24 protein-coding genes are annotated in these 26,315 nt (G+C 65.1%); 13 read left to right on the forward strand and 11 right to left on the reverse strand.

Going from position 1 to position 26,315, the window contains the following annotated elements; all coding sequences use genetic code 11:
* Position 1 precedes the first annotated feature (1 nt).
* From B4383_RS00070 to mnmA, 3 genes are read left to right on the forward strand one after another with little or no spacing between them, the layout of a single operon-like run.
* Complete coding sequence (locus tag B4383_RS00070) at positions 2-856, forward strand: lysophospholipid acyltransferase family protein (RefSeq protein WP_078287430.1); 855 nt, start codon at positions 2-4, stop codon at positions 854-856.
* A gap of 46 nt (positions 857-902) precedes the next feature.
* Positions 903-2,126 carry a cysteine desulfurase family protein gene (locus tag B4383_RS00075; protein WP_078287431.1) on the forward strand — a complete coding sequence of 408 codons (1,224 nt, stop codon included), beginning with the start codon at positions 903-905 and terminating at the stop codon, positions 2,124-2,126.
* On the forward strand, positions 2,123-3,193 hold the full coding sequence (mnmA, locus tag B4383_RS00080; protein ID WP_078287432.1) for a tRNA 2-thiouridine(34) synthase MnmA: 1,071 nt from the start codon (positions 2,123-2,125) through the stop codon (positions 3,191-3,193). Before B4383_RS00075 ends, mnmA begins: the two co-directional genes overlap by 4 nt.
* On the opposite strand, the gene B4383_RS00085 is transcribed toward mnmA, so the two are convergent.
* On the reverse strand, positions 3,190-4,044 hold the full coding sequence (locus B4383_RS00085; protein ID WP_078287433.1) for an SGNH/GDSL hydrolase family protein: 855 nt from the start codon (positions 4,042-4,044) through the stop codon (positions 3,190-3,192). The two genes, mnmA and B4383_RS00085, sit on opposite strands and share 4 nt — an antisense overlap.
* A gap of 93 nt (positions 4,045-4,137) precedes the next feature.
* Positions 4,138-5,124, reverse strand: coding sequence for an acyl-ACP desaturase (locus B4383_RS00090; protein WP_078287434.1), 987 nt, complete (start codon positions 5,122-5,124; stop codon positions 4,138-4,140).
* A 241-nt stretch (positions 5,125-5,365) separates the two neighbouring features.
* On the opposite strand from B4383_RS00090, the gene B4383_RS00095 reads away from it, so the two are divergent.
* From B4383_RS00095 to bluB, 3 genes are read left to right on the forward strand one after another with little or no spacing between them, the layout of a single operon-like run.
* The gene (locus tag B4383_RS00095) at positions 5,366-6,814 is read left to right on the forward strand and encodes an NCS2 family permease (RefSeq protein WP_078287435.1); all 1,449 of its coding nucleotides are present in this window, start codon (positions 5,366-5,368) and stop codon (positions 6,812-6,814) included.
* A 10-nt stretch (positions 6,815-6,824) separates the two neighbouring features.
* Entirely contained in the window at positions 6,825-7,835 is a 1,011-nt protein-coding gene (locus tag B4383_RS00100) for a methionine synthase (RefSeq protein ID WP_286143939.1), read from the forward strand.
* A complete protein-coding gene (gene bluB / locus B4383_RS00105) occupies positions 7,835-8,458 on the forward strand; it encodes a 5,6-dimethylbenzimidazole synthase (protein ID WP_078287437.1) in 624 nt (207 codons plus the stop codon). The genes B4383_RS00100 and bluB overlap by 1 nt, the downstream gene beginning before the upstream one ends.
* Here the strand turns inward: bluB and B4383_RS00110 are convergent.
* From B4383_RS00110 to B4383_RS00135, 6 genes are all read right to left on the reverse strand, one after another.
* Complete coding sequence (locus B4383_RS00110) at positions 8,455-9,309, reverse strand: crotonase/enoyl-CoA hydratase family protein (protein ID WP_078287438.1); 855 nt, start codon at positions 9,307-9,309, stop codon at positions 8,455-8,457. The two genes, bluB and B4383_RS00110, sit on opposite strands and share 4 nt — an antisense overlap.
* Before the next feature lie 18 nt (positions 9,310-9,327).
* Positions 9,328-10,008, reverse strand: a complete 681-nt coding sequence (locus B4383_RS00115; protein ID WP_078287439.1) for a hypothetical protein — start codon at positions 10,006-10,008, stop codon at positions 9,328-9,330.
* A 5-nt stretch (positions 10,009-10,013) separates the two neighbouring features.
* Positions 10,014-10,853 carry a hypothetical protein gene (locus B4383_RS00120; protein WP_078287440.1) on the reverse strand — a complete coding sequence of 280 codons (840 nt, stop codon included), beginning with the start codon at positions 10,851-10,853 and terminating at the stop codon, positions 10,014-10,016.
* A gap of 149 nt (positions 10,854-11,002) precedes the next feature.
* Positions 11,003-11,659, reverse strand: coding sequence for a hypothetical protein (locus B4383_RS00125; protein WP_139360458.1), 657 nt, complete (start codon positions 11,657-11,659; stop codon positions 11,003-11,005).
* Between the two features lie 36 nt (positions 11,660-11,695).
* The gene (locus B4383_RS00130; RefSeq protein ID WP_078287442.1) at positions 11,696-12,481 is read right to left on the reverse strand and encodes a hypothetical protein; all 786 of its coding nucleotides are present in this window, start codon (positions 12,479-12,481) and stop codon (positions 11,696-11,698) included.
* A 201-nt stretch (positions 12,482-12,682) separates the two neighbouring features.
* Positions 12,683-13,090: an MmcQ/YjbR family DNA-binding protein gene (locus tag B4383_RS00135; RefSeq protein WP_078287443.1), complete on the reverse strand. Its 408-nt coding sequence runs from the start codon at positions 13,088-13,090 to the stop codon at positions 12,683-12,685.
* Between the two features lie 52 nt (positions 13,091-13,142).
* Between B4383_RS00135 and ligA the strand changes: the two genes are divergently transcribed.
* Positions 13,143-15,188, forward strand: a complete 2,046-nt coding sequence (ligA, locus tag B4383_RS00140; RefSeq protein WP_078287444.1) for an NAD-dependent DNA ligase LigA — start codon at positions 13,143-13,145, stop codon at positions 15,186-15,188.
* Positions 15,189-15,292: 104 nt separating this feature from the next.
* Here ligA and B4383_RS00145 read toward each other — a convergent pair whose 3' ends face one another.
* Positions 15,293-17,161, reverse strand: a complete 1,869-nt coding sequence (locus B4383_RS00145) for a glycosyltransferase family 39 protein (protein WP_078287445.1) — start codon at positions 17,159-17,161, stop codon at positions 15,293-15,295.
* 80 nt (positions 17,162-17,241) lie between these two features.
* On the reverse strand, positions 17,242-17,898 hold the full coding sequence (locus B4383_RS00150; RefSeq protein ID WP_139360459.1) for an amino acid-binding protein: 657 nt from the start codon (positions 17,896-17,898) through the stop codon (positions 17,242-17,244).
* 52 nt (positions 17,899-17,950) lie between these two features.
* On the opposite strand from B4383_RS00150, the gene gatC reads away from it, so the two are divergent.
* From gatC to gatB, 5 genes are all read left to right on the forward strand, one after another.
* Positions 17,951-18,259: an Asp-tRNA(Asn)/Glu-tRNA(Gln) amidotransferase subunit GatC gene (gene gatC, locus B4383_RS00155; protein WP_078287447.1), complete on the forward strand. Its 309-nt coding sequence runs from the start codon at positions 17,951-17,953 to the stop codon at positions 18,257-18,259.
* Positions 18,256-19,734, forward strand: a complete 1,479-nt coding sequence (gene gatA, locus B4383_RS00160; RefSeq protein ID WP_078287448.1) for an Asp-tRNA(Asn)/Glu-tRNA(Gln) amidotransferase subunit GatA — start codon at positions 18,256-18,258, stop codon at positions 19,732-19,734. Before gatC ends, gatA begins: the two co-directional genes overlap by 4 nt.
* 273 nt (positions 19,735-20,007) lie before the next feature.
* Complete coding sequence (locus B4383_RS00170) at positions 20,008-21,504, forward strand: carboxylesterase/lipase family protein (RefSeq protein ID WP_078287450.1); 1,497 nt, start codon at positions 20,008-20,010, stop codon at positions 21,502-21,504.
* Positions 21,505-21,541: 37 nt separating this feature from the next.
* Complete coding sequence (locus B4383_RS00175) at positions 21,542-22,573, forward strand: ATP-dependent 6-phosphofructokinase (protein WP_078287451.1); 1,032 nt, start codon at positions 21,542-21,544, stop codon at positions 22,571-22,573.
* Between the two features lie 191 nt (positions 22,574-22,764).
* The gene (gene gatB, locus B4383_RS00180; RefSeq protein ID WP_078287452.1) at positions 22,765-24,264 is read left to right on the forward strand and encodes an Asp-tRNA(Asn)/Glu-tRNA(Gln) amidotransferase subunit GatB; all 1,500 of its coding nucleotides are present in this window, start codon (positions 22,765-22,767) and stop codon (positions 24,262-24,264) included.
* Here gatB and B4383_RS00185 read toward each other — a convergent pair whose 3' ends face one another.
* A complete protein-coding gene (locus B4383_RS00185; protein ID WP_078287453.1) occupies positions 24,265-25,428 on the reverse strand; it encodes a PQQ-dependent sugar dehydrogenase in 1,164 nt (387 codons plus the stop codon). It lies immediately after the preceding gene.
* A 70-nt stretch (positions 25,429-25,498) separates the two neighbouring features.
* Here B4383_RS00185 and B4383_RS00190 point away from each other — a divergent pair, with 70 nt between their 5' ends.
* Positions 25,499-26,305 (forward strand): DoxX family protein, encoded by an 807-nt coding sequence (locus B4383_RS00190; RefSeq protein ID WP_078287454.1) that lies wholly within the window; start codon positions 25,499-25,501, stop codon positions 26,303-26,305.
* The last annotated feature ends 10 nt before the right edge of the window (positions 26,306-26,315 follow it).

A 26,315-nucleotide genomic window follows, 5' to 3' on the forward strand; every position in this document is an offset into this window, starting at 1 on the left:
GATGGCACCCGAATTCGCTCACGCCTGGCTGCCGAAGGCAACCTGTGACGACAGCTGCATGCGGGCAACACACATCGACGAGCCAGGGCGGCTGACGCGAACCCTGCGGACCACGACGCGGATCGCCCTGGCGATCACGTTGTTGACCCTTGCGCCACTGCTGGGGATACCGATTCCCGGACGGGTGCGCTGGCAGCGCGGCTACTGCCGGCTGATGCTGCGGTGCCTCGGCGTACGCATTTCCGTCTCCGGTGGTCCGATCCGCGATATCCGGGGTTCCCTCGTGGTGGCGGGCCATGTGTCCTGGGTCGACGTCTTCGCCATCGGGGCGGTGCTTCCGGGGTCGTTCGTCGCTCGGGCGGACCTGATCGATTGGCCCGGTCTGGGCATCATCGCCCGGATGATGCGGGTCATCCCGATCGAGCGGGGAAACCTGCGCACCCTGCCGCGAGTGGTCGACACCGTCGCGGCGCGGCTCCAGGCCGGTCAGACCGTGGTGGCGTTCCCGGAGGGCACCACCTGGTGCGGTCGTGCGTACGGGTCATTCCGCCCCGCGATGTTCCAGGCCGCGATCGACGCGCAGCGGCCGGTACAGCCGCTGCGGCTGACGTACCATCACCGGGGTGGCGAGCTGTCGACGGTTCCGGCCTACGTCGGCGAGGACACCCTGATGGCGTCCATCCGCCGGATCACCGCGACGCGCGTAACCGTGGCGCATATCCAGGTGGCGGGGCTGCAATTGCCCGGCGAGAGCCGCCGTGATCTGGCCAACCGCTGTGAGGCCGCCGTTCGGGCCGGTGACCGAACCCCGCAGATCCACAGCCACCCGGAGCGCCCGGAACCGATCGCTGCCTGACGCGATTGGACGAGCCCACCTGGGTGGGACCTATCCTGGATGCGTTATGTCTGCTGCTCGAACCCCAGCTCGCCCGGATGGCTCGTCCGCGGTGTACCTGGACCACGCCGCCACCACCCCGATGCGCCCCGCTGCCATCGAGGCGATGGCAGCGGTCATGGCACGGACCGGGAACGCCGCGTCGTTGCACGGATCCGGGCGCGATGCGCGGCGACGGGTGGAGGAATCGCGGGAGTCGATCGCCGCGGCTCTGGGCGCCCGACCGTCGGAGGTGATCTTCACCGCCGGTGGCACCGAGAGCGACAACCTCGCCATCAAGGGCATCTACTGGGCCCGCCGAGACGCGGACGCGCGACGGACACGCGTCATCGCCAGCGCCGTCGAGCACCATGCCGTGCTTGATGCGGTGCAGTGGCTCGCCGACCACGAGGGGGCCGAGGTGACGTGGCTGCCGGTGGACAGCGCCGGCACCGTCACTCCCGCGGCATTGCGCGCGGCTCTCATCGACCATGACGACGTAGCGCTCATCACGGTGATGTGGGCCAACAATGAGGTCGGCACCATCAACCCCATCTGTGAATTGGCTTCCATAGCCGCTGAATTCGACATCCCCATGCATAGCGATGCCATTGGGGCGGTTGGTCAGCTCGATGTCGATTTCGCCGTCAGTGGACTGTCGGCGGTGAGCGTGGCCGCGCACAAGTTCGGCGGCCCCATGGGTGTCGGAGCATTGCTACTGCGACGTGAAACAGTTTGTGTCCCATTGCTTCATGGCGGCGGCCACGAACGCGATATTCGTTCGGGCACTCCAGACACTGCCGCCATCGTGGCGATGTCGACCGCACTCGTCGAAGCCGTCGCAGAGCGGTGCGAGGGTGCGGCCACACTAAAGACACTGCGGGACGGGCTGATCGATCAGGTCTTGACCAGCGTCGAGGGCTCGGTACTCAACGGTGCGGTCGGCAGCGGCAGATTGCCCGGAAACGCACATTTCACCTTCGCCGGATGCGAGGGCGACTCCTTGTTGATGTTGTTGGACGCCAACGGCATCGAGTGCTCCACCGGGTCCGCGTGCACGGCAGGCGTCGCGCGCCCCTCGCATGTGCTCATCGAAATGGGCATCGACCCCGAGGTGGCGCGCGGATCGCTGCGTTTCACCTTCGGCCACACCTCCCTTCCCTCGGATGTTGCGCGTGCGGTCGAGGCCTTGCAGGTCGCCGTTCCGCGTGCACGTGCTGCCGCCCTCGCCAGTGCTGGGAGCCGGTCATGAGAGTGCTTGCCGCCATGAGTGGGGGAGTGGACTCCTCGGTCGCGGCCGCGCGCATGGTGGATGCCGGACACGATGTGGTTGGTGTGCACCTGGCACTGTCCGCGGCACCCGGCACACTGCGCACGGGCTCCCGGGGGTGCTGTTCGAAAGAAGATGCCGCCGACGCCCGTCGTGTTGCCGATATGCTCGGAATCCCCTTCTATGTCTGGGATTTTGCCGATCGATTCAAGGAAGACGTCATCGACGACTTCGTCGAGGCGTACGCCGAGGGACGCACACCTAATCCCTGCGTGAAGTGCAACGAGAAGATCAAGTTCGCGGCGCTGGCCGATCGTGCCATCGCGTTGGGCTTCGATGCCGTCGCCACCGGCCACTACGCGCGGCTGCGGGACGGCAGGTTGCGCCGCGCGGTCGACGAGGACAAGGACCAGTCCTATGTGCTGGGGGTACTGACACCGCAGCAGCTGAGCCGTGCGCTGTTCCCGATCGGCGACAGTTCCAAGCCGGCTATCCGGGCCGAGGCCGAGCAGCGCGGTCTGCTCGTCGCGAATAAGCCCGACAGCCACGACATCTGCTTCATCCCTTCCGGAGACACCCAGGCGTTCCTAGGTGCACGCATCGGCGTGCGCCGCGGAAACGTCGTGGACTCCGACGGGAGTGTGCTGGCCACCCACGCGGGGGTGCACGAGTTCACCATCGGTCAGCGCAAGGGGCTCGGGCTGGTCGGTCCTGCAGCGGACGGCCGTCCCCGCTATGTCACTTCGATCGACGCCGAGACCTCCACTGTTCGCGTGGGAACCGTTGAGGACCTTGAGATTTGGGAGTTCGGGGGAGAGCCCGTGGTGTGGACCTCCGGTCAGGTTCCGGACGGGCCCGTTGAGTGCCAGGTGCAGGTCCGCGCGCATGGATCGGTCGTGGACGCGGTTGTCGACCCGGCGGCCGAGCGGATTCAGGTCCGGCTGCGCACCGCCCTGCGCGGTGTGGCACCTGGGCAGACGGTGGTGCTGTACCAGCCCGATGCCGACGGCGACGAGGTGCTCGGCAGCGCCATCATCACGCGCGACTAGGTCCCCTGAATCCCTGCGGAGCGCATGGCGATGGCCACGCGCTCCGCGACGTACTGCCGTCCCGGTGCGGTCGGATGCATCGGAATCCCCTCATCGCCCGCGCCGCTACCCGTCATCGACACGTAGCGCTGAAAATCGGACGCGCACACGCTGTGATCGCTGCTGGTCGCCGGGATGACGGGGGTAAACCCGGCCTTTGACGATTCGGTGATGATCGTGTCGTTCAGCTGACGCTGCAGACCATTGAGGAAGGTGATGGTCTCTTGGGTGTTGATCAGCCCAACCAGGCACCCCTTGGCATCCGGGGGCAGGATCGGCAGGTAGCCCACCGTGAAGACGCGTGCGTTCGGGGCGGCCTGGCGTATGGCGGCGTACGCACCCGTGAGTTTCGGGCCCACCGAGGCCACGTTGGCGCTGAATTGCGCCTTCTTTTCCGGCGGGCAGCTCAACGCGAACAGGCAGTCGGTGGCGATCTGCTCAAAGCCGGCGTCGTTGCCGCCGATGGATACGACCGCCACCTTGGTGGCGGGAGACAGCCCCGTGTTCTGCGGGCCGCGCGTGGAAGGCGTGTAGACATCGGTAGAAAGTGCGCCCACGCAGGAGTAGTCGGCGAATGTCATCTGCGGGAACGACGTGCCCACCAGGTGTGCGACATTGTCGGTCGCCTGGTTACAGGCGGTGCCGACGGGCCCGGTGATACCCGCGGCGTTTGAGCCCGCCGCCATGAACGAGTCTCCGATCGCCACCAGCTGGGCGCCCGCGAGAGGTTCGGCCGACGCGATCGAGGGGCCGACCACTGTCGCCGCCACCACAGTGCCGATCACCGTCGAGAGCGTTCTGAACGCGCGCATAAGTCCCTCTCCTCCCGGCTGGCCGGCAGGCGGCCCCGATCAATGGTACTGAACGGCATATCGCCGTTTGCCCACGTCGGCGTTACGGAAGGGCTACACCTTGGCGGCCTTGCGCACGGCACGCTTGGCCTGGCGATCCAGGTACTTGGCCTTGACTTCCTCGAAGTCGCTGGCGGTCTTCCTGAGGTCGGTGATGAGACGGTCGAGGTCCTCGCGGTACCACTCGCCCTCGCCGGTGATGTCGTCACGATCGAAGATGCGCCACTTGCGCAGCACTGGCAGAACGACTTCGGCGAGGTGCGACTGCGGGTCGTAGACGCCGCCGGTGGCGATGGTGACGGCGTTGCGGCGAAATCCCGGGATCGTGTAGCCGGGCATGGTGAAGTTGTCGAGAACCTTGTGGATCGACTTCACGGCCTGGTTGGGCGCGATCTCGAGACCGGCCTCCACCATGTTGCGATAGAAGATCATGTGCAGGTTCTCGTCATTGGAGATGTGTTTGAGGAGTTCCTGGGCGATGGGCTCGGCACACGCGACGCCGGTATTGCGGTGTGAGACACGGGTGGCCAGCTCCTGGAAGGACACGTACACCACCGAGTCGAACAGGCTGTCGGCGAACATGTGATCCCCGCCCTGACGGTTCTGTCCGGGGGAGAAGCCGCGGGTCATCTGCTCCACGCGCAGCTTCTCGAGTTCCACCGGATCGACCGCGCGGGTGACCACGAGGTAGTCGCGGATGGCAATGCTGTGGCGGTTCTCTTCGGCGGTCCACCGGTTGACCCAGGTGCCCCAGGGTCCGTCCATGGTGAAGTTCATCGCGATCTCGCGGTGGTAGGCGGGCAGATTGTCCTCGGTGAGCAGGTTGGTGATCATCGCGACCTTGGCCAGCTCGGAGAGCTTGCACTGCTCCGGATCCCAGTCCTGCCCACCCAATGCCTTGTAGTTCTTGCCCTCGGACCACGGGATGTAGTCATGCGGGCTCCACTCTTTGAACACGCCGAGGTGGCGGTGGGTGTTTTCCTCGACCACGGGCTCGAGCTCATGGAGCAACTCAAGGTCGGTGAATTCCTTCTGCGGCATGTATACGGTCCTCGGGGCTAGTTATCTGTGTCTAAAAGTGACACTTACATTTGACCGGGTGGCCGCACCCGCCTCTAGTGACAAAGGTCATCTCTCTGGGGTGGAAAGTCCCTCGCCCCGCTGGTTCCTGAACCTGACGCCGAGTGCGAGCCTGATGCGGAAATCGCCGCGAGATCCCGCGTCAGGCTCGCGCTCGATTGCGGCAGGCGACTGGCAACCGGGGCCTGTACTTTCAACGGCTATGAATGGTCTAGTCGACCGGTTCTTCCGGATCTCCGAGCGGCAGTCGACGCTGGGACGGGAAGTTCGCGGCGGGATCGTCACCTTTTTCGCGATGGCCTACATCGTGGTGCTCAACCCGCTCATCATTGGTGGCGAGCCGGGACGCACGCATAACGCCGACGTGCTGGGCCATGTGCTGCCGGTGGGGCAGGTAGCGGCGGTCACGGCGCTGGCTGCCGGAGTGATGTCGATCCTGTTCGGATTTATCGCGAATTACCCTTTCGCCCTTGCGGCCGGGCTGGGCATCAACAGTCTGCTCGCGGTGTCGTTCGCGTCGCAGATGAGCTGGCCCGAGGCCATGGGATTGGTCATCGTCGACGGCCTCGTCATTGTGGCGCTGGGCATCTCTGGTTTTCGCACCGCGGTGTTTCATGCCATTCCCGACGAGCTGAAGGCGGCGATCGCTGCGGGAATCGGCTGCTTCATCGCGTTCATCGGGTTTGTTGACGCGGGTTTCGTGCGGCGGATCCCCGACGCTGCCAACACCACGGTGCCGGTCGGTTTGGGAATCGACAACTCGGTAGCCACCGTCCCGACCCTGATCTTCGCCGCGGGTGTGCTGCTGATGGGAATCCTGGTGGTGCGCAAGGTTCGTGGCGGACTGCTCATCGGAATCGTCGTGATGACGGGGATTTCCATGATCGCGCAGGCGTTGACCGAACGCGGTGCGCAGCCCGTCGACACCAAGGGATGGAATCTCACGGTGCCCGACTGGCCGGCGTCCGCAGGCGGCATCCCGGATCTGAGTCTGCTCGGTCAGGTGGACATGTTCGGTGCGTTCACTCGGGTGGGCGTGCTGTCGGCCACGGTCTTGGTGTTCGCGTTGGTGCTCTCGAACTTCTTCGACGCGATGGGAACCATGACCGGTTTGGGCAAGGAGGCCGGATTGACCGACGAACACGGCACCCTGCCGGGTATCGGACGGGCGCTGTCGGTGGAGGGCGTCGGTGCGGTCGTTGGTGGTGTCTCGTCCTCGTCCTCCAACACCGTGTTCGTGGAGTCCGCGTCAGGCATCGCCGAGGGTGCGCGGACCGGGCTGGCCAATGTGGTTACCGGGCTGCTGTTCCTGGCGGCCATGTTCTTCACCCCGCTGTATTCGGTTGTACCGCTGGAGGCCGCGGCACCGGCGCTGGTGGTGGTGGGTGCGATGATGATCGGCCAGCTCCGCAGCATTGACTTCACCCGGTTCGACTACGCGCTGCCCTGTTTTTTGACCGTGGTGACGATGCCCTTTACCTACTCGATCGCCAACGGCATCGGTGTCGGATTCATCAGCTGGGTGGTGCTCGCCGTCGTGTCAGCGGAGCGCGGGGCTCGACGTCGTGCCGTGCATCCGCTGCTGTATGTGGTGGCCGGATTGTTTGTCGTCTATTTCGCCAAGGGTCCGATCGAGTCGCTCATCACCTAACGTTCTGCATGTGAATGTATGGGCGAAGGGAACTGGCGTCGGCTCGTGGCCGGGTCAAGAGGCGCGTGTCGCGACCGAGATCGTGGTGGCCGAACTGCCGCTGCCCCATATCGTGGAGCTGCCTGCGCGCGGAATCGGTGCCGATCTGATCGGACGGGCCGCGGCGCTGCTGGTCGATATCGCCGTCGATGTTGTGCCCACGGGCTACCGCACCACTGCCCGGCCCGGGGCGGTGGTGCGACGGGCCCGCGGATTCCTTGACGAAGACATGGATGCGCTCGAGGAGGAGTGGGAGCGTGGCGGGCATCGGGGTAGCGATCGCGCGGTGAAGGTGCAGGGCCCCGGACCGGTAACGCTGGCAGCACAATTGGAGCTTCCCAACGGTCACCGCGCGATCACCGATCCCGGTGCGGTGCGGGACCTGGCGGCTTCTCTGGCAGAGGGATTGGCGCTGCACCAAGCCACGCTGTCTCGACGGCTCGGTGTTCCCGTGGTGGTGCAGCTCGATGAACCGTCCCTGTCCGCCGCCCTGGATGGCAGGCTGTCCGGAACCAGCATGTTCTCGCCGGTACATCCGGTCGACGTACCGACAGCCACTTCGCTGTTGGACCAGTGCGCCGCCGCGGTAGGCGGTGAACTGGTGGTGCATTGCTGCGCCACAGATCCTCCCTGGGAGCTGTTGCGAGGGACCAATATTCGCGGGATCGCGGTGGATGCCGCATACCTGACGGATGCACAGGCGCTCGATGGACTGGCCTCGGTGCTGGACACCGGGAAGATCGCGCTGCTCGGCGTGATTCCCGGCTCGCCACCGTCGCTGCCGATATCGTCCGACGTGCTCGCAACGCGTACCGCGGCGCTAGCGGACAAACTGGGCTTCGGGCGTGCCGTGCTGCGCGATCGGATCGGCATCAGCGCCGGATGTGGGCTGGCCGGTGCAGACCTCCCATGGGCACGTACCGCAACCGAATTGACCCGCAAGGTCAGCGATCTGATCGCTGCCGACCCGGATGCGCTGTGATGGACGTCTATCAGGCCATTGCCACCCGCCGGGACGTGCGTGCCGAGTTCACCGGACAGGTTGTCGACGACGCGACGTTGATGAAGCTGCTACAGGCCGCGCATCGCGCCCCCAGTGTCGGGAACAGCCAGCCCTGGGATTTCGTGGTGATGCGCGAGTCGCAGACGCTGGAGAAGTTCGCAGCGCACGTGACGGAGCAGCGCCAGAGATTCGCCGACAGCCTTCCGGAGGAACGGCGAACCACCTTTGACCCCATCAAGATTGAAGGCATCTGCGAAAGCGGCACCGGCGTGGTGGTCACCTACGACCACGGCCGTGGTGGCCCGCACGTTCTGGGCAGGCACACCATCGCCGATGCGGGCCTGTTCTCGGCGGTGCTCGCCATCCAGAACCTCTGGCTCGCCGCGGTCACCGAAGGGATCGGCGTCGGCTGGGTGTCGTTCTATGAGGAACAGTTCCTGGCCGAGTTAATAGACGCACCAACGCATATCAGGCCGATCGCCTGGTTGTGTGTCGGACCGGTGCGTGAGTTCGCCGAGCGCCCCGACCTGGAGCGCTTCGGCTGGCGCAGCGGGCGCCCCCTGGAGGACGCCGTGCACTGGGGTCGCTACCGGGAGATTTAGCGTCCCTTGAAGTCGGGATCACGCTTCTCGAAGACCGCGCCGATGGCTTCCTGCAGGTCCTCCGACGGCAGGAACGCGGCATTCCACGTCGAGACGTACTTGAGGCCGTCGGTGACGACACTCTCGCGCTCGCGGCCCAGCACGTCCTTGACGCCCTGCACCACCAGGGGCGGATTGGCTGCGATTTCGGCGGCGGTCGCGTGGGCGGCGGCCAGCGTTGCCTCCGCAGTGTCGAACACGTCATTGACGAGTCCGATCTTCTCGGCCCGCGCGGCGTCGATGTCCTTGCCGGTGAACGCCAGTTCACGCAGGTGGCCGTCGCCGATGATCGGTGGAAGACGGTGCAGTGAGCCAATATCGGCCACAATCGCGACCTTGGCCTCGCGCACACTGAACTTCGCCTCGGCACTTGCGTACCGGATGTCGGTGGCCGCGATGAGGTCGACGCCACCGCCGATGCACCAGCCCTGCACCGCGGCGATCACCGGCTTGCGGCAGTCGGCGACGGCGGTCACCGAGGCCTGCAGTCGGCGTATCTCGTCGAGGAAGTCGGTGCGCGGTTTCGCCAATGCCTTCTCGGCCATCAACGGCATGAAGGTGCCTGCCATCGCGGGCAGGTCCAATCCGTAGCTGAAATTGGTGCCGGCGGCGGCGAGAACAATCGCCCGTACCTCCGGGTCCGCGTCCAGTTCGGTGAAGATCAGCGGCAGTTCCCGCCAGAAATCCGGTCCCATCGCATTACCCTTGCCGGGCCCGATGAGGGTGACCTGGGCGATGTGCCCGGTGGTCTCAACGGTGAAGGCTTTCCAGTCGCTCGCCGATGAGCCGCTTGCGCGAAGAGAATCAGACATGGGCGTGAGCCTACGGGCTCAGCCGGGCAGTAGGCCCTTGCGGTCCTCGCGGAGTTGCTTGACCACCGACGGCCACGACATCGCCCACGACTGCACGTCATCGCCGGACTGGCTGGTCATGAAACCGCGAATGATGCCGACGAGCACGGTGCGGTCGCCGACATGGGTGTACACCGGGCCTCCGGAATCGCCCTTGGCGATCACCGGGCCGTTAAACCTGAACCAGCCGTTGCCAAGTCGGGTCACCGATCCGCACGCATCGCCCGTGGTGAAGCCGGTGCGGCAGACCGGCATGCCCACATCGGGAGTGACCATGTCATCACGTTCGAGCCGTTGACCGTTGGCCATGACGTCGTTGACGGGCAATCCGTCATCGATCGAGATGGCCTCGTAGTCGATGGTGTACTCGTCCTCGTACACCGGGCCCTCGGGCGGGCGGTTGTCGTGCGCCAGGATCTTGTGTCCCACCGCAGCGAAGTCTCCATTGCGAACTATGCCGTCACCGTTGAAGCAATGCCCTGCTGTGATGCCCACGCGAAGCGCGGGATCGACATAACCGAGCGTGCAGCTCAGGGAGCCCTGATAGATGAGCATGCCGGGGTACACCAGCGGCGGGTCGGCATGTGCAGGTGCGGGGTTCGTGGCGGGAAGCGCGCACAGCACAGCGACGATGGTCGTTATCCACAAGAACGGGCGCATGACGGCTAGGGGACAACCATTCTCGCGGGACCAGACGGGCGGTCATCGGAGGGCGCCGGAGGCAGGACCATCGGCGGCGCCTGCGGATTGATGGCCGCGGGGCTTGCGGCCTCGGGGCGGCGCGCGGCCGCCGCGATGTCGTCTCGGATCTGCTGTTGCACCGTCGGCCAGGACAACGCCACGGTGGACTCCCGGCGGGTCTGATTGGCCGTGAATCGCGCGCTCACGATGCCGACGATGGCGGCGTTGCCGGGCGAGGTCACGGTGTACACGGCGCTACCGGAGTCGCCGTGGTCGGCGGGCAGGCCGTCCACGAGGAACCAGCCGTTGCCGAATCCGGCGATGGCGCCGCACGCCTCACCCGTGGTGATCCCGATTCGGCACACCGCCAGGCCGTCCCGGGGAACGACGGCGGGGTCGACCCCGAGCCGTAGCCCGTTGGGCAGCACGTTGTTGATCGGCACGCCCTCGTCGAAGGCGATGCCCTCGTAGTCGATTCGGTAGTCGTCGCGGGCCAGCGGCCCTTCGGGCTTGATATTGGACTGGGCCACCGCCAGCTGTCCGATACGCACGCCGTCGTTGGTGAACACCGGCCCATTCCCGCCACAGTGACCTGCGGTGACGCCGACGCGCGCGGTGGGATCAACGAACCCGAGGGTGCAACTCAGCGATTCCTTACCGGGTGGGCGTTGGATGATCTCCATACCCGGGTAAATCAGCGGATCCGCATGTGCCGCAGCCGGGTTCGCGAGACCAAGACCGCTCAGCACGGCCAGGGCCGAGACCCACACGGTCCACCGACCCCACGGGTCGGTCCGTCGACCGTTCTCGCCGACACCGGTCACGCGATAGCCCTCTGTCTGCCACGTTCACCGTCAACAAAGCCCGACCAGTGTGAGGAGAGCACGCGGCACGACTCTCCGTGTCGCTAGAAGCCTATGCGAATTGGGAGGGCGTCGCCGGTGGAACCGCATGTCAAAAGGCGGAGGACACCTCACGCACCTTTATGCGTATCTTTGCGTAACTGCTGGACTATGGTATTCCAGGAGATTGCTAGGGTTTGAATATCGCCTGACCGGTTGTCGGTGTATCTAGCTGCCACGATGCCAATGACCGAACCGTGTCCTGGTGAAGTGATGGAATAGACAGCCGCGCCCGAGTCGCCTCGATCGCATGGTGGGCCGTCGACCATGAACCAACCGTTGTTGACCCAAGTGACCTGGCCGCAGGCTTCGCCGCTACCTATGCCATTGCGGCAGACGGGTAGTCCGCGGGTAAGTGCGGTGTTGTCGAGGCCCAGCCGAATCCCGTTGGGGAGGATGTCGTTTATAGGTACCGAGGGATCGAAAATGATTCCCTCATAATCGACCATGTACACATTGCCCGTGACGGTGGAGCCGTCGCTCCAGTTGCTGTGGGCGATGACCATCTTGCCGACACGGTTGCCATTCGTGTCATACACCGGTCCGTCTGAGTTCGCGCTGCATTGTCCGGCGGCGATCCCTACTCGGCTCTTGGGGTCGACATACCCGAGTGTGCAGGTGGTGTTTCCTTGCACGATCTCCATACCCGGGTAGACGAGAACATCGTCGGCACGTGCGGTGGCGGGGGCCAGAACGGTGAAAGTCAGTGCGGATACGGCGGTAAGCATCGCGACGCATATGTTTGCGAGTTGGCCTTGCATGGCTTAGACGCCAGTAATCGGTGGCTCGGCGGGTGCGTCTTCTGTCGGCGCGGGCACGTTCTGGCGCTGCTGATGGGGTTCTTCACGCTCCAGGCGGTCGATATCGGTCTTGATCTGGCGCCAGAGTGCACGCCACGAGATTGCCAGTGTCAGCTCCTGGCCTGTTTTCTTGCTTCGTAGCGCTTCGGTGGCTATCCCCACGATGGCGGCCCGCCCGGGTTCCGTGATCGCATACACGGGACTGCCCGAGTCCCCGTAGTCGGCGGGCAGCCCATCGATGACGAACACGCTGTCTGTCGAGCCAACGATGACGCCGCACGCCTCCCCGGTGGTAATGCCGACACGGCAAACCGGCATACCTGCTGCGGGCACGATTTTTGGGTTAGATTCCAGCACAAGCCCGTTAGGTAGGATGTTGTTAATGGGTATGCCTTCATCGAAGGCTATGCCTTCGTAGTCTATGGGGGGTTGCTCGGCGAGGGTCTTGTCCTCGGGAGTCGGTAGGAAGTGCGCTATATCGGCTGCGCCGATGCGGTTGCCGTTGTCGTCGAAAACCGGTCCCTCGGAATCGAGTGCGCAGTGTCCCGCGGTAAGTCCGATCCGAGCGCCCGGGTCGACGAATCCTAGGGTGCAACTGAGTTTGCCCTGGTTGATCTTCATGCCGGGATATATCAAAGGCCCGTCCGCATGCGCGGTGGCTGTGGCGGACGCAGTCCAGACGATGAATAGCCCGGGGACCAAGGCGAGTAGAACTGCGGCACGTTGAAACCTGTCAGCAACATTCAAGATTGGTGCTCCCCCTTTATGGTGCTGGTGGCTTTAGCGCGGCCAACCGCCCCGTTGTGACTCTACTGGTAATCCATCATTATCGACCCACCAGGTAATAATCCGGATTAGCAAATTCTCAGTCAGACCCCGAGCTTTGTCAAAAGCTCGGGGGTGTGAGGGAGGCCACCGATCGTTGGTTAACGCCTCCGTGCGATTTTTCTGCTAGTTGGTCTGCGCATCGAGCAGCTTGATCAGCCTCTTGGTTGCGATCAGTCGATAGGAGGCATCGAGAAGTTCGGCAACCTCGTCCCAGTCCACGTCGGTGCTGATATCCAGTCCGAGCCAGCCAAAGGGGCCCATGTACGCCGGGTAATAGAAGCGTTCGTCCTGCAAGAGAGCGGGGCGCTCCGAATCGTCCACCTTGACCAGCACCGAGTAGGGGTGGGCGATCATGTCGCCCCGCGTTGCGCCCTTGGCGTTCCCGCCGAACATCGCGAAGATCTTTCCGGCCTTGAAGACAGGTCTGCCCCAGGAGATCTGTTCGGCGGCCTCGGGCAGTGCGAGAGCCAGCTCGCGTAGTTCGGCCAGACCCGGATCGTCCTCGGTGAACATGATCGGGTGTGTGCCCATAGGCACATCGTAAGGTTCCGGTGCTGTCGGGCGGGTCCGTTAGCCTGCCGGTATGGATCCCGACATCCAGCGCCAATGGGGTGAGCTGGCCGAAGAGGTGCGCGGCCACCAGTTCCGCTACTACGTCAAGGACGCACCCGTCATTTCCGATGGCCAGTTCGACGAGCTGCTGACGAGGCTGACAGCGCTGGAAGAGCAGTACCCGGAGCTGCGCACTCCGGATTCGCCGACCCAGCTCGTGGGTGGGGCGGGCTTCGTCACCGAATTCCATTCGGTTGATCATTTGGAGCGGATGCTGAGCTTGGACAACGCATTCAGTTTTGAGGAGTTGACGGCCTGGGATGCCCGGGTGCGCGGCGACATTGGGGAGGAGCCGGAGTTTCTGTGTGAGCTGAAGATCGATGGGGTGGCGCTTTCGCTGGTGTACGAGGACGGGGTCCTGGTGCGCGGCGCGACCCGCGGGGACGGTCGCAGCGGTGAGGACGTCACGCTGAACGCCAGGACCATTGAGGATGTGCCGGAAAGGCTCACGGGGTCAAAGGAATACCCGATACCTGCGCTCCTGGAGGTCCGCGGCGAGGTGTTTTTCCGGCTGGAGGATTTCGCGGCGCTGAATGCCTCGTTGGTGGAGGAGAGCAAGCCGCCGTTCGCCAACCCGCGCAACAGCGCCGCGGGCAGCTTGCGGCAGAAGAATCCGGCCATCACCGCCAGACGTCGGCTGCGGATGATCTGTCACGGACTTGGCCGTGCCGAGGGCTTCGCGCCGAAGAGCCTGCATGACGCCTATGTGGCGTTGGGACAGTGGGGATTACCGGTGTCCACTCACACCACCAAGGTGCGGGGCATCGCGAAGGTCCAGGAACGCGTCAACTACTGGGCCGAGCATCGTCACGATGTGGAACACGAGATTGACGGCGTTGTCGTGAAGGTCGACACGGTGGCGTTGCAGCGTCGTCTCGGTAGCACCTCGCGCGCACCGCGCTGGGCCATCGCGTACAAATATCCGCCCGAGGAAGCGACGACCGAACTGCTCGACATCCGGGTGAGCGTGGGCCGTACCGGTCGGGTCACGCCCTTCGCGTACATGACCCCGGTGAAGGTGGCCGGGTCCACGGTGTCCCTGGCGACCCTGCACAACGCCTCCGAGGTCAAACGCAAGGGTGTGCTGATCGGTGACACCGTGGTGATCCGCAAGGCCGGGGACGTCATCCCGGAGGTGCTGGGGCCGGTCGCCGATCTACGCAACGGATCCGAACGCGAATTCATCATGCCCACAACGTGTCCGGAATGCGGGACCACGTTGGCCCACGAGAAGGAGGGCGACGCCGACATCCGCTGCCCCAATTCGCGTAGCTGCCCGGCGCAGTTGCGTGAGCGGGTTTTCCATGTGGCGGGACGTGGGGCCTTCGATATCGAGGCGCTCGGTTATGAGGCGGCGATCGCGCTGCTCTCGGCCGGGGTCATCGAGGACGAGGGCGACCTGTTCAGCCTCACTGCCGATGACCTGCTGCGCACCGATCTGTTCACGACCAAGAATGGATCGTTGTCCGCCAACGGAAGCCGATTGCTGGACAACCTGGATAAGGCGAAACAGCAGCAGCTCTGGCGCGTGTTGGTGGCGCTGTCGATCCGCCACGTGGGCCCGACCGCGGCACGCGCCCTGGCCACCGAGTTCGGTGAGTTGGAAGCCATCGAGAGTGCCTCTGTCGAACAACTCGCCGCCGTCGAGGGTGTGGGAACCACCATCGCCGCGGCCGTGGTGGATTGGTTCAGCGTTGACTGGCATCGCGCCATCGTCGACAAGTGGCGCGCCGCGGGCGTGCGGATGGCCGATGAGCGCGATGAGTCCATACCGCGCAATCTGGAAGGCTTGTCAATCGTCGTAACCGGTTCACTCCCAGGGTTTTCACGTGATGAGGCTAAGGAAGCCATCATCGCGCGGGGTGGCAAGTCCGCGAGCTCGGTGTCCAAGAAGACGGCATTCGTCGTTGTCGGCGACGCGCCGGGGTCCAAGTACGACAAGGCCGTTGAGCTGGGGTTGACGATCCTCGACGAGGACGGCTTTCGGGAGCTACTGGCCGACGGCCCGCCCGCCTAGCGGCGACAAGTCCGACGCCGAGTGTGAAGCTGTGGCGAGAAATCGCCCGGAATCTCGCCACAGCTTCACACTCGGTGGAGCATCAGACCGCCTGGCCCGAAGTTCTAGAGTTTCGGCGGCACCGACAGGTCGAACACCCGAAGATCTCCGTAATCCTTTGAGGAGAAGTGGGTTTCGACCCACTTCTGGACCTCGTCGGCCACCCGCTTGGTGTCGCCGTCGTTCTTCGGTTGCTCCTCTTGCTTGTCCTTGTCCTTGACGGACTCGGCATAGAACTCGACGGTGCCGTCCTGCGTGTAGTCGATGAACTGCTGCAGGGTGATGGGATTGTCGCGCCCGGAGAACCCGCCGATCGCCATCACGGGCGCGTTGGTCTCCAACTGAATGGGGGCGGCCGTGCGGGTATTGGTGGTCGCCACCGGCCACCTGGCATCGGAATCCCTGATCAGCGCCGCCAGTGCGGGATCGAGCGGCTTGGGTTCCCGCCCACCGAACTTGTCGTCGTCGGGCATTGCCGGGCCGGAGGTGGACAGCCCACCGAGCTTGGGCGTGGTGACGTTCGCGATGGTGAACGCGATTGGCCCGCCCAACGAAACAGCAAGGGCCAGTGTGGCAATGGTATGGCGCAGCCGGGCGTTGCGCTCGAGCGCGCCAAGCGCGAGGGCAATGGCCGCGGCGATACCGCCGATCAGCAGAACCCAGCGCAGCCACGGCAGCCAGGCCGGTATGCGCCGGAGCAGGACGAACGCCATGATGGTGGCGCTGAGCGTGAGCGCACCGAGCCCCAGCTTGCCGATTCGCTCGGATCGATGCCGCCAGAGCAGGACCGTGCCAATGGCCAGGGAACCGGCGATAGCCGGGGCCATGGCTGAGGTGTAGTAGGGATGGAACTGCTTGGCCATGTAGCTCAGGATCACGTAGTTGGACACCATCCAGGTGCCCCACAGAATGAGCCCTGCCCCAGCGGGATTGGTGGTGACCGCGCGCACGCGGCCCAGCCAACCATCGGTCTGCGGGGTCCCGCTGACGATGGCGAGCCCGAGGATCAGCGCGATGAGCGCCGTGGGGAGGAGCCACGCGATGTGGTCGGCCTGGGTGTCCTGGAACAGGCGGAAGATGCCTGGGGTACCGGAGAACGAGGGTCCGCTTCCGCGGCCGCCTTCGCCCATTCCATTCGACTCGTCGCCGAGCAGGCGGTCCAGTCCGTTGTAGCCGACTGCCAGGGTCCATTCGCTGTTGTCGGTGGAGTTGTCGACGTACGGACGGCTGGCCGCCGGAGCCAGCGCGACTGCGGCCATCCACCATCCCGACGAGACCAGCAGCGCCGCGCCCGCGCCGAGCAGATGTACGAGCGCCGTCTTCCAGGGCCATTTCGCGGACACCAGATAGGCGAGGAGCAGGGCGGGAGCCACCAGCAGTCCTTCCAGTGTCTTGCACAGGAATGCGAACCCGATGCCCATGCCGGCCAGCGCCAGCCACCCGGCCGCGTTCCGCGAGCGCTCGGAGTCGATTGCGCGCGTGGTGAAGTACGCGGCCACCACCATGCCCAACACCATCGGTGCGTCGGGGTTGGAGTGCCGGAACATCACCGAGACCACGGGGATCAGCGCGAACAGGGTCGACGCGAGCAGGCCCGCGCTCGGACCGGCCTGGCGTCGGACCGTGGCGCGAATCAGGGCGGCGCTCACGATCGCCAGCACGGCCTGCGGAATCAGCATGCTGGCGCTGGAGAAGCCGAAGATTCTGGCGGACAACCCCATCAGCCAGAGACCGCCGGCGGGCTTGTCGACCGTCACGTAGTTCTGCGGATCGAAGCTGCCGAAGAACCAGGCCTTCCAGCTCTCGCTGCCCGATTGGACGGCCGCCGCGTAGAAGGCGTTGGACCAGCCGTTATGGCTGATGTCCCAGAGATACACCACGGTGATCGTCAGCAGAATGGCGGCGAAGATGAGTCGTTCACGAGTCCTACTCATGGACGCGTCGATATCAGTCACGCCAGTGAGTGTGCCGGGCGATTCCGGGAGACGGCTGTACCGTTCCTGTGAACCGGCCCCTACCGCACCAAGGTTGCGACGATGCCCGCCAGGTAGCCCAGACGGGCGACCTCCGAGGGCCGAAATTCCGGGCCGCCGGGACGACCCAGCACTACGGCGGTGTCACCCGAGCCCAGCGGTGCGGCGGCCAAGGTGGTGTCCATGTCTTTCCACAGCTGTGGCACCCAGTCGGCCGCGGTGTCGAGTACCTGCGCTCGATCCAGCGGTAACCACGGGGCCGAGGTCGCCTGGGTCTCCGGAGCGCCGGAACTTCCGGCCACTCGAATGAAGCCGCTGCCGTCCTGCCGCACCACAGTGCACCAATTGGCGCGCAGCACATGGGGCGCTTCCTGGGCGAGTACCTCCAGACGGGCGGATGCCCCGGCGGCGGCCACTCTGTCGATGAGTTCCAGCTCGCGATGCGCCTCCAACAGGCCTGTATGCGGGCGGATGGAGTGCACATGCACCCCGTTCAGCGCCTCGGCGGCGGTGAGCAACGAATCGGGCATAGCCCCCGGCGGCAGGTCGATGACCAGATCGTCGATGGCATAGCCCGGGCCGCGCTCGACGACGTCGAGGGACAGGATGTCTGCGCCCACCGTGCCGAGCGCGACGGCGACCGATCCGAGACTGCCGGGACGGTCAGCGAGCTGCAGGCGCAGCAGATAAGACGGCACGTCCAACACTGTGGCACAGGTCAGGCACTGCCGCCCTCTAGGCTATCTAGCCGTGAGCGCTATATCCCGTGACGAGGTCGCGCACCTGGCCAGACTGGCCAGGCTTGCGCTAACTGACGCTGAGCTGGACGGATACGCCGGGCAACTCGACGCGATCCTCGGCCACGTCAGCCAGATCAGTGCCGTTTCCACCGATGAGCTCGACGAGGTGGACGCGACGAGCTCTCCGCTCGATGCGGTCAATGTCACAAGGCCCGATGTGATTGCCGACTGCCTGACCCCCGATCAGGCGCTGGCGCAGGCTCCGCGGGTCGCGGAGGGGCGCTTCGCGGTGCCGCAGATTCTGGGGGAAGAAGAGTGACCGATCTGATCAGGCAAGACGCCGCCTCACTGGCCGCGCTGATTCATGCGGGCGAGGTGTCATCCGTCGAGGTGACGCGTGCGCATCTGGATCAGATCGCCAGTACCGACGAGACCTATCGAGCCTTCCTGCATGTGGCCGGAGAGCAGGCGCTCGCCGCTGCCAAGGACGCCGACGACGCGATAGCGGCCGGCTCGATACCGTCACCGCTTGCCGGCGTTCCGCTGGCGCTCAAGGACGTCTTCACCACCAGCGACATGCCGACCACCTGCGGGTCGAAGATCCTGGAGAACTGGGTTCCGCCCTACGACGCGACGGTCACCGCGAGGCTGCGCGCGGCCGGGATCCCGATCTTGGGCAAGACGAACATGGACGAGTTCGCGATGGGTTCCTCCACCGAGAACTCCGCATACGGGCCTACCCGCAACCCGTGGGACATCGAGCGGGTGCCGGGCGGTTCGGGCGGCGGTAGCGCGGCCGCGCTGGCCGCGTTCCAGGCGCCCCTGGCCATCGGTACCGACACCGGCGGCTCGATCCGCCAGCCCGCGGCGCTCACCGCGACCGTCGGGGTCAAGCCCACCTACGGAACGGTTTCGCGTTACGGCCTGGTGGCCTGCGCGTCATCCCTGGATCAGGGCGGGCCCTGCGCGCGCACGGTGCTGGATACCGCGCTGTTGCATCAGGTGATCGCCGGGCATGATCCGCGCGACTCCACCTCGGTCGACGAGCCGGTGCCCGATGTCGCGGCCGCCGCTCGTACCGGTGCCACCGGCGACCTCAAAGGTGTTCGTGTCGGGGTGGTCTCGCAGTTGCGTGGCGATGGGTATCAGCCGGGCGTGATGGCATCGTTCGATGCGGCCGTCGAACAGCTCACCGCGCTGGGCGCCGACGTGGTGGAGGTGTCCTGTCCTCACTTCGAATACGCACTTCCGGCGTACTACTTGATTTTGCCGTCCGAGGTGTCCTCGAACCTGGCTCGGTTCGATGCCATGCGGTATGGCATGCGCGTGGGCGACGACGGAACACGCAGCGCCGAGGAGGTCATGGCGCTCACCCGGGCCGCGGGCTTTGGCCCAGAGGTGAAGCGGCGCATCATGATCGGCACGTATGCGCTATCCGCGGGGTACTACGACGCCTACTACGGCCGGGCGCAGAAGGTGCGCACACTGATCAAACGCGATCTGGAGCAGGCCTACGAGCAAGTGGACGTGTTGGTCACTCCGGCGACGCCCACCACCGCATTCCGGCTGGGGGAGAAGGTTGATGACCCGCTGGCCATGTACCAGTTCGATCTGTGCACGCTGCCGCTGAACCTGGCCGGGCACTGCGGAATGTCAGTGCCCTCGGGGCTTTCGGCCGATGACGGGCTCCCCGTGGGGCTGCAGATCATGGCTCCCGCACTCGCTGATGACCGGCTGTACCGGGTGGGGGCGGCGTACGAAACGGCGCGGGGCCCGCTGCCCTCGGCGCTCTAGAGATTCACAGGTAACTACTAGCGTTCTGTACGCGCGGTAGCCGTAAGGGCTGTCTCATATGCATATGAGAGCTCGATGTGGCGGTGTCACAGGTCGTCCCGGCAACGCAGCAGGTTCCGGTCCGATGTTCAGTACAGACGGATACCTGTGATTACTCCGGCGATCCACACGTGTCGTCGGCGCCCGACCCGGGGAACGCTCCGCCGTCGGCCACCATCGTGACGACCAGGCCCGGGCCCACGACGGTGCACCCTGGGGGCTAGGTTCGCATCCGTGGCAATGGCGCCGAAACGAGTACGAGTCAACAGTGGCGTCGTTGAAGGCTTTGTCCGGCGTGGAATGCGCCGTTTTCGTGGCATTCCTTACGCCGAACCGCCTGTAGGTCCGCTGCGGCTGCGGGCCCCGCGTCCCGTGCAGTCCTGGGAGGGCGTCCGTCGCTGCACGAGATTTGGCGCGGTGCCGTACCAGCCCAAGGTGTTCACGCCACAGAAGCGACGCAGCGAGGACTGCCTCTCGCTCAATGTGGTGACGCCGGAGGAACTACCGGAGGGTCCGCTGCCGGTCATGTTCTACATCTACGGCGGCGGATATTTTCTCGGCGCCAGCGCCTCACCACCTTATGAGGGCTCGATATTGGCGCGCCGCGGATGCGTCTATGTGTCGGCGAACTATCGCGTGGGCGCTCTGGGCGCCTTCGATCTGTCCTCGCTGTCTGACGACGAGCATGTCATCGAAAGCAACGTGTACCTGCGTGATCTCGTGCTGGCTATGAAGTGGGTCCGTGACAACATTCGCGCCTTCGGGGGCGACCCGGACAACGTAACCATCTTCGGAGAGAGCGCGGGCGGCAGTGCTGTCGAGACCCTGATGGCCACCCCGGCCGCCGCGGGGCTGTTCCATCGCGCGATTATCCAAAGCACCGCCAGTGGCCTGGCCGCCAACGCCGATGCGATCGCGCAGGACGCCCGGCGTTTCGCTGAGCTGCTCGGCGCCGCACCCGACAACGCCGCGGCGACAGTCATGAATGCCTCGCCACGGCGGCTGCTGCGCGCACAGCGCACGTTGATCGCGGAGGGTAGTTTCCCGTTCGGTCCTTCGGTCGACGGCGACTATCTGCCCAAGCCTCCCGTGGAAGCGATGGAACATGGCGAAGCACCACGTGTTCCGTTGATCGTTGGCAGTAACGCCGATGAGGCCAGGCTCTTCACGAAGGTGATCAAGGCGATGCCGCTGTCCGAGCCTGAGCAGCAGGAAATTCTCGCGGGTGGGGGCTCCGGTTATCGGGAACGAATCCTCGCGGCCTATCCGGGATATCCGTCGAAGGAAGCGCGGTTGCGGCTCGCGGGGGACATGTTCTTCACGTCTTCGGTGTGGCGGATTGCCGGGGCGCATCAACAGTTCGCACCGGTGTACGTCTACCAATTCGACTATGCGCCCTGGACTGTGCGGGCCGCCGGTTTGAAGGGGTCGCACGCTACTGAGCTGCTGGCGGTATTCGGCAATTATCGCGGTCCTGCCGGGCCACTATTGGCCGGCAGCCTTACGCACCGCGATGCTTCACGTGTGGTTGACGACATACAACAACGCTGGGTGGCTTTCGCGCGCAACGGTGTTCCCAGTGGGGACTGGCCGTTGTACCGCGACCCGGAATGGCCTGTGATGGTCTTCGACAGTGCGACACGTGTCGAGCAGAACCTGGGCGCCGACCGTCGCGAGGTATGGGCCGGGTTCAGGCTGAGCGTTCCGAGTCGCCTCCCGAAGGCTCCGTAGTGCTGCCGTCTCACCCGCTCCCGGGCATGATGGGGCTATGCGTATCGGAGTGCTTACCGGTGGAGGAGACTGCCCAGGGCTCAACGCCGTCATCCGCGCGGTGGTTCGAACCTGCGCCAACCGCTACGACTCCCAGGTGGTCGGATTTCAGGACGGCTGGCGCGGGCTGCTGGAGAACCGGCGCATTCAGCTGGCCAATGACGATCGTAACGACCGGCTGCTGACCAAGGGCGGCACGGTGCTCGGCACCGCGCGCACCAACCCCGACAAGCTGCGTGCCGGGCTCGACCAGATCAAGCAGACCCTCGATGACAACGGGATCGATGTACTCATCCCGATTGGTGGGGAGGGCACGCTCACGGCGGCCAGCTGGCTCGCCGACGAGAACGTGCCCGTGGTGGGGGTGCCCAAGACAATCGATAACGATATCGACTGCACCGATGTCACTTTCGGGTTCGATACGGCGTTGACCATCGCCACCGATGCCATCGACCGGCTGCACAGCACGGCCGAATCGCACCAGCGTGTCATGCTGGTGGAGGTGATGGGCAGGCATGCGGGGTGGATCGCGCTGCACGCCGGGCTGGCCTCCGGCGCCCACATGACGTTGATTCCCGAAGTACCGTACGACGTGGAAGAGGTGTGCCGCCTGATCAAAGGCCGCTTCCAGCGCGGGGATTCGCATTTCATCTGTGTGGTGGCCGAGGGTGCCAAGCCGGCAGAGGGCTCAATGGAGTTACGCGACGGGGGAATTGACGAGTTCGGGCATCAGCGGTTCACCGGCGTGGCCCAGCAGCTGGGCGTCGAAATCGAGAAGCGCATCAGCAAGGAGGTCCGCACCACGGTGCTGGGCCATGTGCAGCGCGGCGGCACCCCGACACCGTTCGACAGGGTGCTCGCTACCCGCTTTGGTGTGAACGCCGCGGACGCCGCCCATGCCGGCGAGTACGGGGTGATGGTGTCTCTGCGGGGCCAGGACATCGGGCGAGTGCCGTTGTCGGAGGCGACCCGCCATCTCAAGCTGGTCCCGAAGAATCGTTACGAGGACGCCGCCGCCTTCTTCGGCTGAGGAACGGCGCCCGTGTGGTCGCCAAGCGCATACCTGGTGTCGATGATTCTCGCGATGCACCGACGTGCGGTATGCGCTCGAAGGATTGGCCTGCTGGACCCGGCCAGCTCAGCCTGGGGCAGGCGCTACCTGCGTTTTCTCCGCAACACGCGTCTGCTCGGCAGGCAAAGCCGACCCATTAGGATCGCAGCATGACAGAACTGCTGGACTACGACGACGTGCTGACCCGATACGAGCCGGTGCTCGGTATGGAAGTCCACGTCGAACTGTCCACGGCCACCAAGATGTTCTGCGGCTGCCCGACGGCGTTCGGTGCGGAGCCAAACACGCAGATCTGCCCGGTCTGCCTCGGCCTGCCGGGCTCGTTGCCGGTGGTCAATGAGAAGGCCGTCGAGTCGGCCATCCGTATCGGACTGGCGCTGAACTGTGAGATCGCGCCGTGGGGCCGGTTCGCCCGCAAGAACTACTTCTACCCGGACCAGCCGAAGAACTACCAGATCTCCCAGTACGACGAGCCGATCGCGTTCAACGGCTATCTCGACGTTCCGTTGGACGACGGCACCACCTGGCGGGTGCAGATCGAGCGCGCCCACATGGAAGAGGACACCGGCAAGCTGACGCATATCGGCGGCGAGACCGGTCGCATCTCCGGGGCCACCGAATCCCTGCTCGATTACAACCGTGCCGGTGTGCCGCTCGTCGAGATCGTGACCAAGCCCATCGAGGGCACCGGGGAACGGGCCCCGGAGATCGCTCGCGCCTACGTGACGGCGTTGCGGGACCTGTTGCGCGCCTTGGATGTTTCCGATGTGCGTATGGATCACGGGTCGATGCGCTGCGATGCGAATGTGTCGCTGATGCCGACCGGTGCCGGCGAGTTCGGCACTCGTACCGAGACCAAGAACGTCAACTCGCTCAAGAGCGTCGAGGTAGCGGTCCGCTACGAGATGCGCCGCCAGGCAGCTGTTCTGGATGCGGGTGAGGAAGTCATTCAGGAGACGCGACACTTCCTGGAGCAGGATGGCTCCACCAGTGCCGGGCGCCGTAAGGAGACTGCCGAGGACTACCGGTATTTCCCGGAGCCGGACCTGGAGCCCGTCGCGCCGAGTATTGAGCTGATCGAGGGGCTGCGCGGCACCCTTCCCGAGCTGCCCTGGCTGCGGCTGGGGCGTATTCAGCAGGAGTGGGGCGTCTCCGATGAGGTGATGCGCGATTTGGTGAACAACGGTGCGGTCGAACTCGTACAAGCCACCGTCGCCGAGGGAGCCAGTAGCGAAGAAGCACGCTCGTGGTGGGGCAACTACTTAGTGCAGCAGGCCAATTCGCGGGAGGTCGAGCTGTCCGAGCTTCCGATCACACCGACTCAGGTGGCCGCCGTTGTCACGTTGATCAACGATGGCAAGCTGTCCAACAAGTTGGCGCGACAGGTGATCGACGGGGTGCTTACCGGTGAGGGTGAGCCCGAGCAGGTGATGACCGCTCGCGGGTTGGTGGTTATGCGCGACGATTCGCTGATCCAGGCCGCCGTCGATGAGGCGCTGGCCGCCAATCCCGATGTCGCGCAGAAGATCCGCGACGGCAAGGTGGCAGCCGCAGGCGCCATCGTGGGCGCGGTGATGAAGGCGACCAAGGGTCAGGCCGACGCCGCGCTGGTCAAGGACCTGGTGCTCAAGGCCTGCGGCCAGGGCTAGCTAGTCCAGGTCGTCGTTGGCCCGGGGGAATCCGCCGCCCTTCGGGAACAGTGGGAACACCACGTCCTCGGTGGGGGTGGCGGTGCCGAAGTCCTTGTTGATGGAACCGCCCCAGACGTTTCCGTCGGCAGAGAGCTTCAGCGCCCGCACATGACCGTGCTGCTCCTTCTGGCGGAGCACCTCGGGATCGCCCGTGACCGCACCGGTTTCGGGGTTCTGGCGCACCACGACTGTGGTCTGGTTGAACACCAGATTGACCATCACCGAGCTGTCCAGTGCGGCGCAACCGGCCACCCCGGGCTTGTCCGGCCACGTCCACACCGTTGAGATCTTGCCGTCCTTGGTGAGCTTTTGCAGTCGATCGCCCGCGGGTGCGCGGTCGGTGACATACAGCGCGCCGTTGGCGGCATCCACGCACATGGCGCCGCCGTCACCCAGGCCGCTGATCGCGGTCGTCGGCGCCGCCTGGTCGATAGTGGTGGGCTGCTCGATGCGGATCACCTTGCCGGCCAAAGAGTTCGGATCATTGGCTGCGGCCGCATTGCCGCCGGTGCCGGTCTGTACCACCAGTGTGGTGGGGCTGATGAACGCCAGCGATCCCGCATTGCCGTTGGGTCCCTTGGGGATTCCGGTGAGGATGTCCTTGGGTACGTCGCCATCGGCGACACGTATCACCCGGTTATCGGTGGGGGTGCTGATGTAGGCGTACATCAGCCGGTCCTGCTGGTAGGAGGGGGAGAGCACGATATCGGACAGTCCGCCGTCGCCCGACGGGTCGACGGGGATGGTCGTCTTCACCTTCGGCTCGGCGCTCGTCGCGATTTCTTTGATGACACCCGTCGCGCGCTCGGCGACCAATGCGGTCTTGCCGTCGCTGCCCATGATGAGCCCGCTGGTGGCCTCCAGGCATCCCTGCATCACACCGTCGGCGGGGCACTGCTTGGGGAACGGTTTACCCGGTAATGGCGGCGGCGGGGTGGTCGTGGTCTGGGCAACCCCGCGCCGGGGAACCTCGGTGAACGGCTGATCCTGGGTCGGATCGAACCGCACACATCCCGATAACAGCGTCACCGTTCCGGCCAACGCCGCCATCGAACCGACAAGCAGTCTTTTCCCCGATGGCTCATTGATCGGTCCCGTCGAGGGGCTGGAGCGAATGAGCATGCCCGCAAGATTACGGACCTTACGGCGTTGCTCGCCACATTCGGGGCTCCAATGGACTTACGCTGAGCCCGTGACCGGTCATTCGGACGATCCGCAGGCGTGGCGTAAGCCGCCCGAGCTGGTCGACCCTGAGGACGATGTGCCGTCGGCCACCTATGGCGGCGATTTCGAGACCACGGCAATCCCGCATTACCAGGCGGAGAAGCTGACGAGCTCCCACGATGTGAAAGAGGTTGGACCGTTGTACGATCCAGCGCCGCTGCCCTATGCCGAACCTGCTACCACGCAAATATCCTCTGAGGCGGTGCAGGCGCGACATGCCGCGCCGTGGGGCACTCAGGATCCGACGGGCGATCGTCGCGGCACTCAAGATCTCGGACTGCTGTTGCTGCGTGTCGGCGTCGGCGCGGTGCTCATCGCGCATGGGCTGCGCAAGGTTTTCAGCTGGTGGGGCGGGACCGGACTCAATGGATTCGAAGCAACCCTGAGTGATCGGGGCTTCAAATACGCCGACATCCTTACGTATATCGGCGTGACGGCGGAGCTTGGCGCCGGAGTACTGCTGGTTCTCGGCCTGCTCACGCCATTGGCCGGTGCGGCCGCGCTGGCCTTCATGGTCAACGTGCTGCTGTCCGACATGGTGTCCGACAAGGCGAACCGCTACGCGATCTTTTGGCCCGATGGGCACGAGTTCGAGCTGTTGATGATCGTCGCGATCATCGCCGTGATCCTCGTCGGCCCTGGCCGGTACGGGTTTGACGCCGGACGGGGCTGGGCTCGCAGGCCGTTTGTGGGGTCCTTCGCCGCACTGCTGCTGGGCCTGGGTGCTGCGGCCGCCATCTGGGTGTTCCTCAACGGAACAAATCCGCTGGCCTAATCTGCAAATC

Source organism: Mycobacterium sp. D16R24, assembly GCF_002013385.1.
Classification (GTDB): domain Bacteria; phylum Actinomycetota; class Actinomycetes; order Mycobacteriales; family Mycobacteriaceae; genus Mycobacterium.

Coding starts and splice junctions, on each gene's coding strand:
- B4383_RS00070 (WP_078287430.1), top strand. CDS start 2: ATGGCACCCGAATTCGCTCACGCCTGGCTGCCGAAGGCAACCTGTGAC.
- B4383_RS00075 (WP_078287431.1), top strand. CDS start 903: ATGTCTGCTGCTCGAACCCCAGCTCGCCCGGATGGCTCGTCCGCGGTG.
- mnmA (WP_078287432.1), top strand. CDS start 2,123: ATGAGAGTGCTTGCCGCCATGAGTGGGGGAGTGGACTCCTCGGTCGCG.
- B4383_RS00085 (WP_078287433.1), bottom strand. CDS start 4,044: ATGCGCGCGTTCAGAACGCTCTCGACGGTGATCGGCACTGTGGTGGCG.
- B4383_RS00090 (WP_078287434.1), bottom strand. CDS start 5,124: ATGCCGCAGAAGGAATTCACCGACCTTGAGTTGCTCCATGAGCTCGAG.
- B4383_RS00095 (WP_078287435.1), top strand. CDS start 5,366: ATGAATGGTCTAGTCGACCGGTTCTTCCGGATCTCCGAGCGGCAGTCG.
- bluB (WP_078287437.1), top strand. CDS start 7,835: ATGGACGTCTATCAGGCCATTGCCACCCGCCGGGACGTGCGTGCCGAG.
- B4383_RS00110 (WP_078287438.1), bottom strand. CDS start 9,309: ATGTCTGATTCTCTTCGCGCAAGCGGCTCATCGGCGAGCGACTGGAAA.
- B4383_RS00115 (WP_078287439.1), bottom strand. CDS start 10,008: ATGCGCCCGTTCTTGTGGATAACGACCATCGTCGCTGTGCTGTGCGCG.
- B4383_RS00125 (WP_139360458.1), bottom strand. CDS start 11,659: ATGCTTACCGCCGTATCCGCACTGACTTTCACCGTTCTGGCCCCCGCC.
- B4383_RS00135 (WP_078287443.1), bottom strand. CDS start 13,090: ATGGGCACACACCCGATCATGTTCACCGAGGACGATCCGGGTCTGGCC.
- ligA (WP_078287444.1), top strand. CDS start 13,143: ATGGATCCCGACATCCAGCGCCAATGGGGTGAGCTGGCCGAAGAGGTG.
- B4383_RS00145 (WP_078287445.1), bottom strand. CDS start 17,161: ATGAGTAGGACTCGTGAACGACTCATCTTCGCCGCCATTCTGCTGACG.
- B4383_RS00175 (WP_078287451.1), top strand. CDS start 21,542: ATGCGTATCGGAGTGCTTACCGGTGGAGGAGACTGCCCAGGGCTCAAC.
- gatB (WP_078287452.1), top strand. CDS start 22,765: ATGACAGAACTGCTGGACTACGACGACGTGCTGACCCGATACGAGCCG.
- B4383_RS00185 (WP_078287453.1), bottom strand. CDS start 25,428: ATGCTCATTCGCTCCAGCCCCTCGACGGGACCGATCAATGAGCCATCG.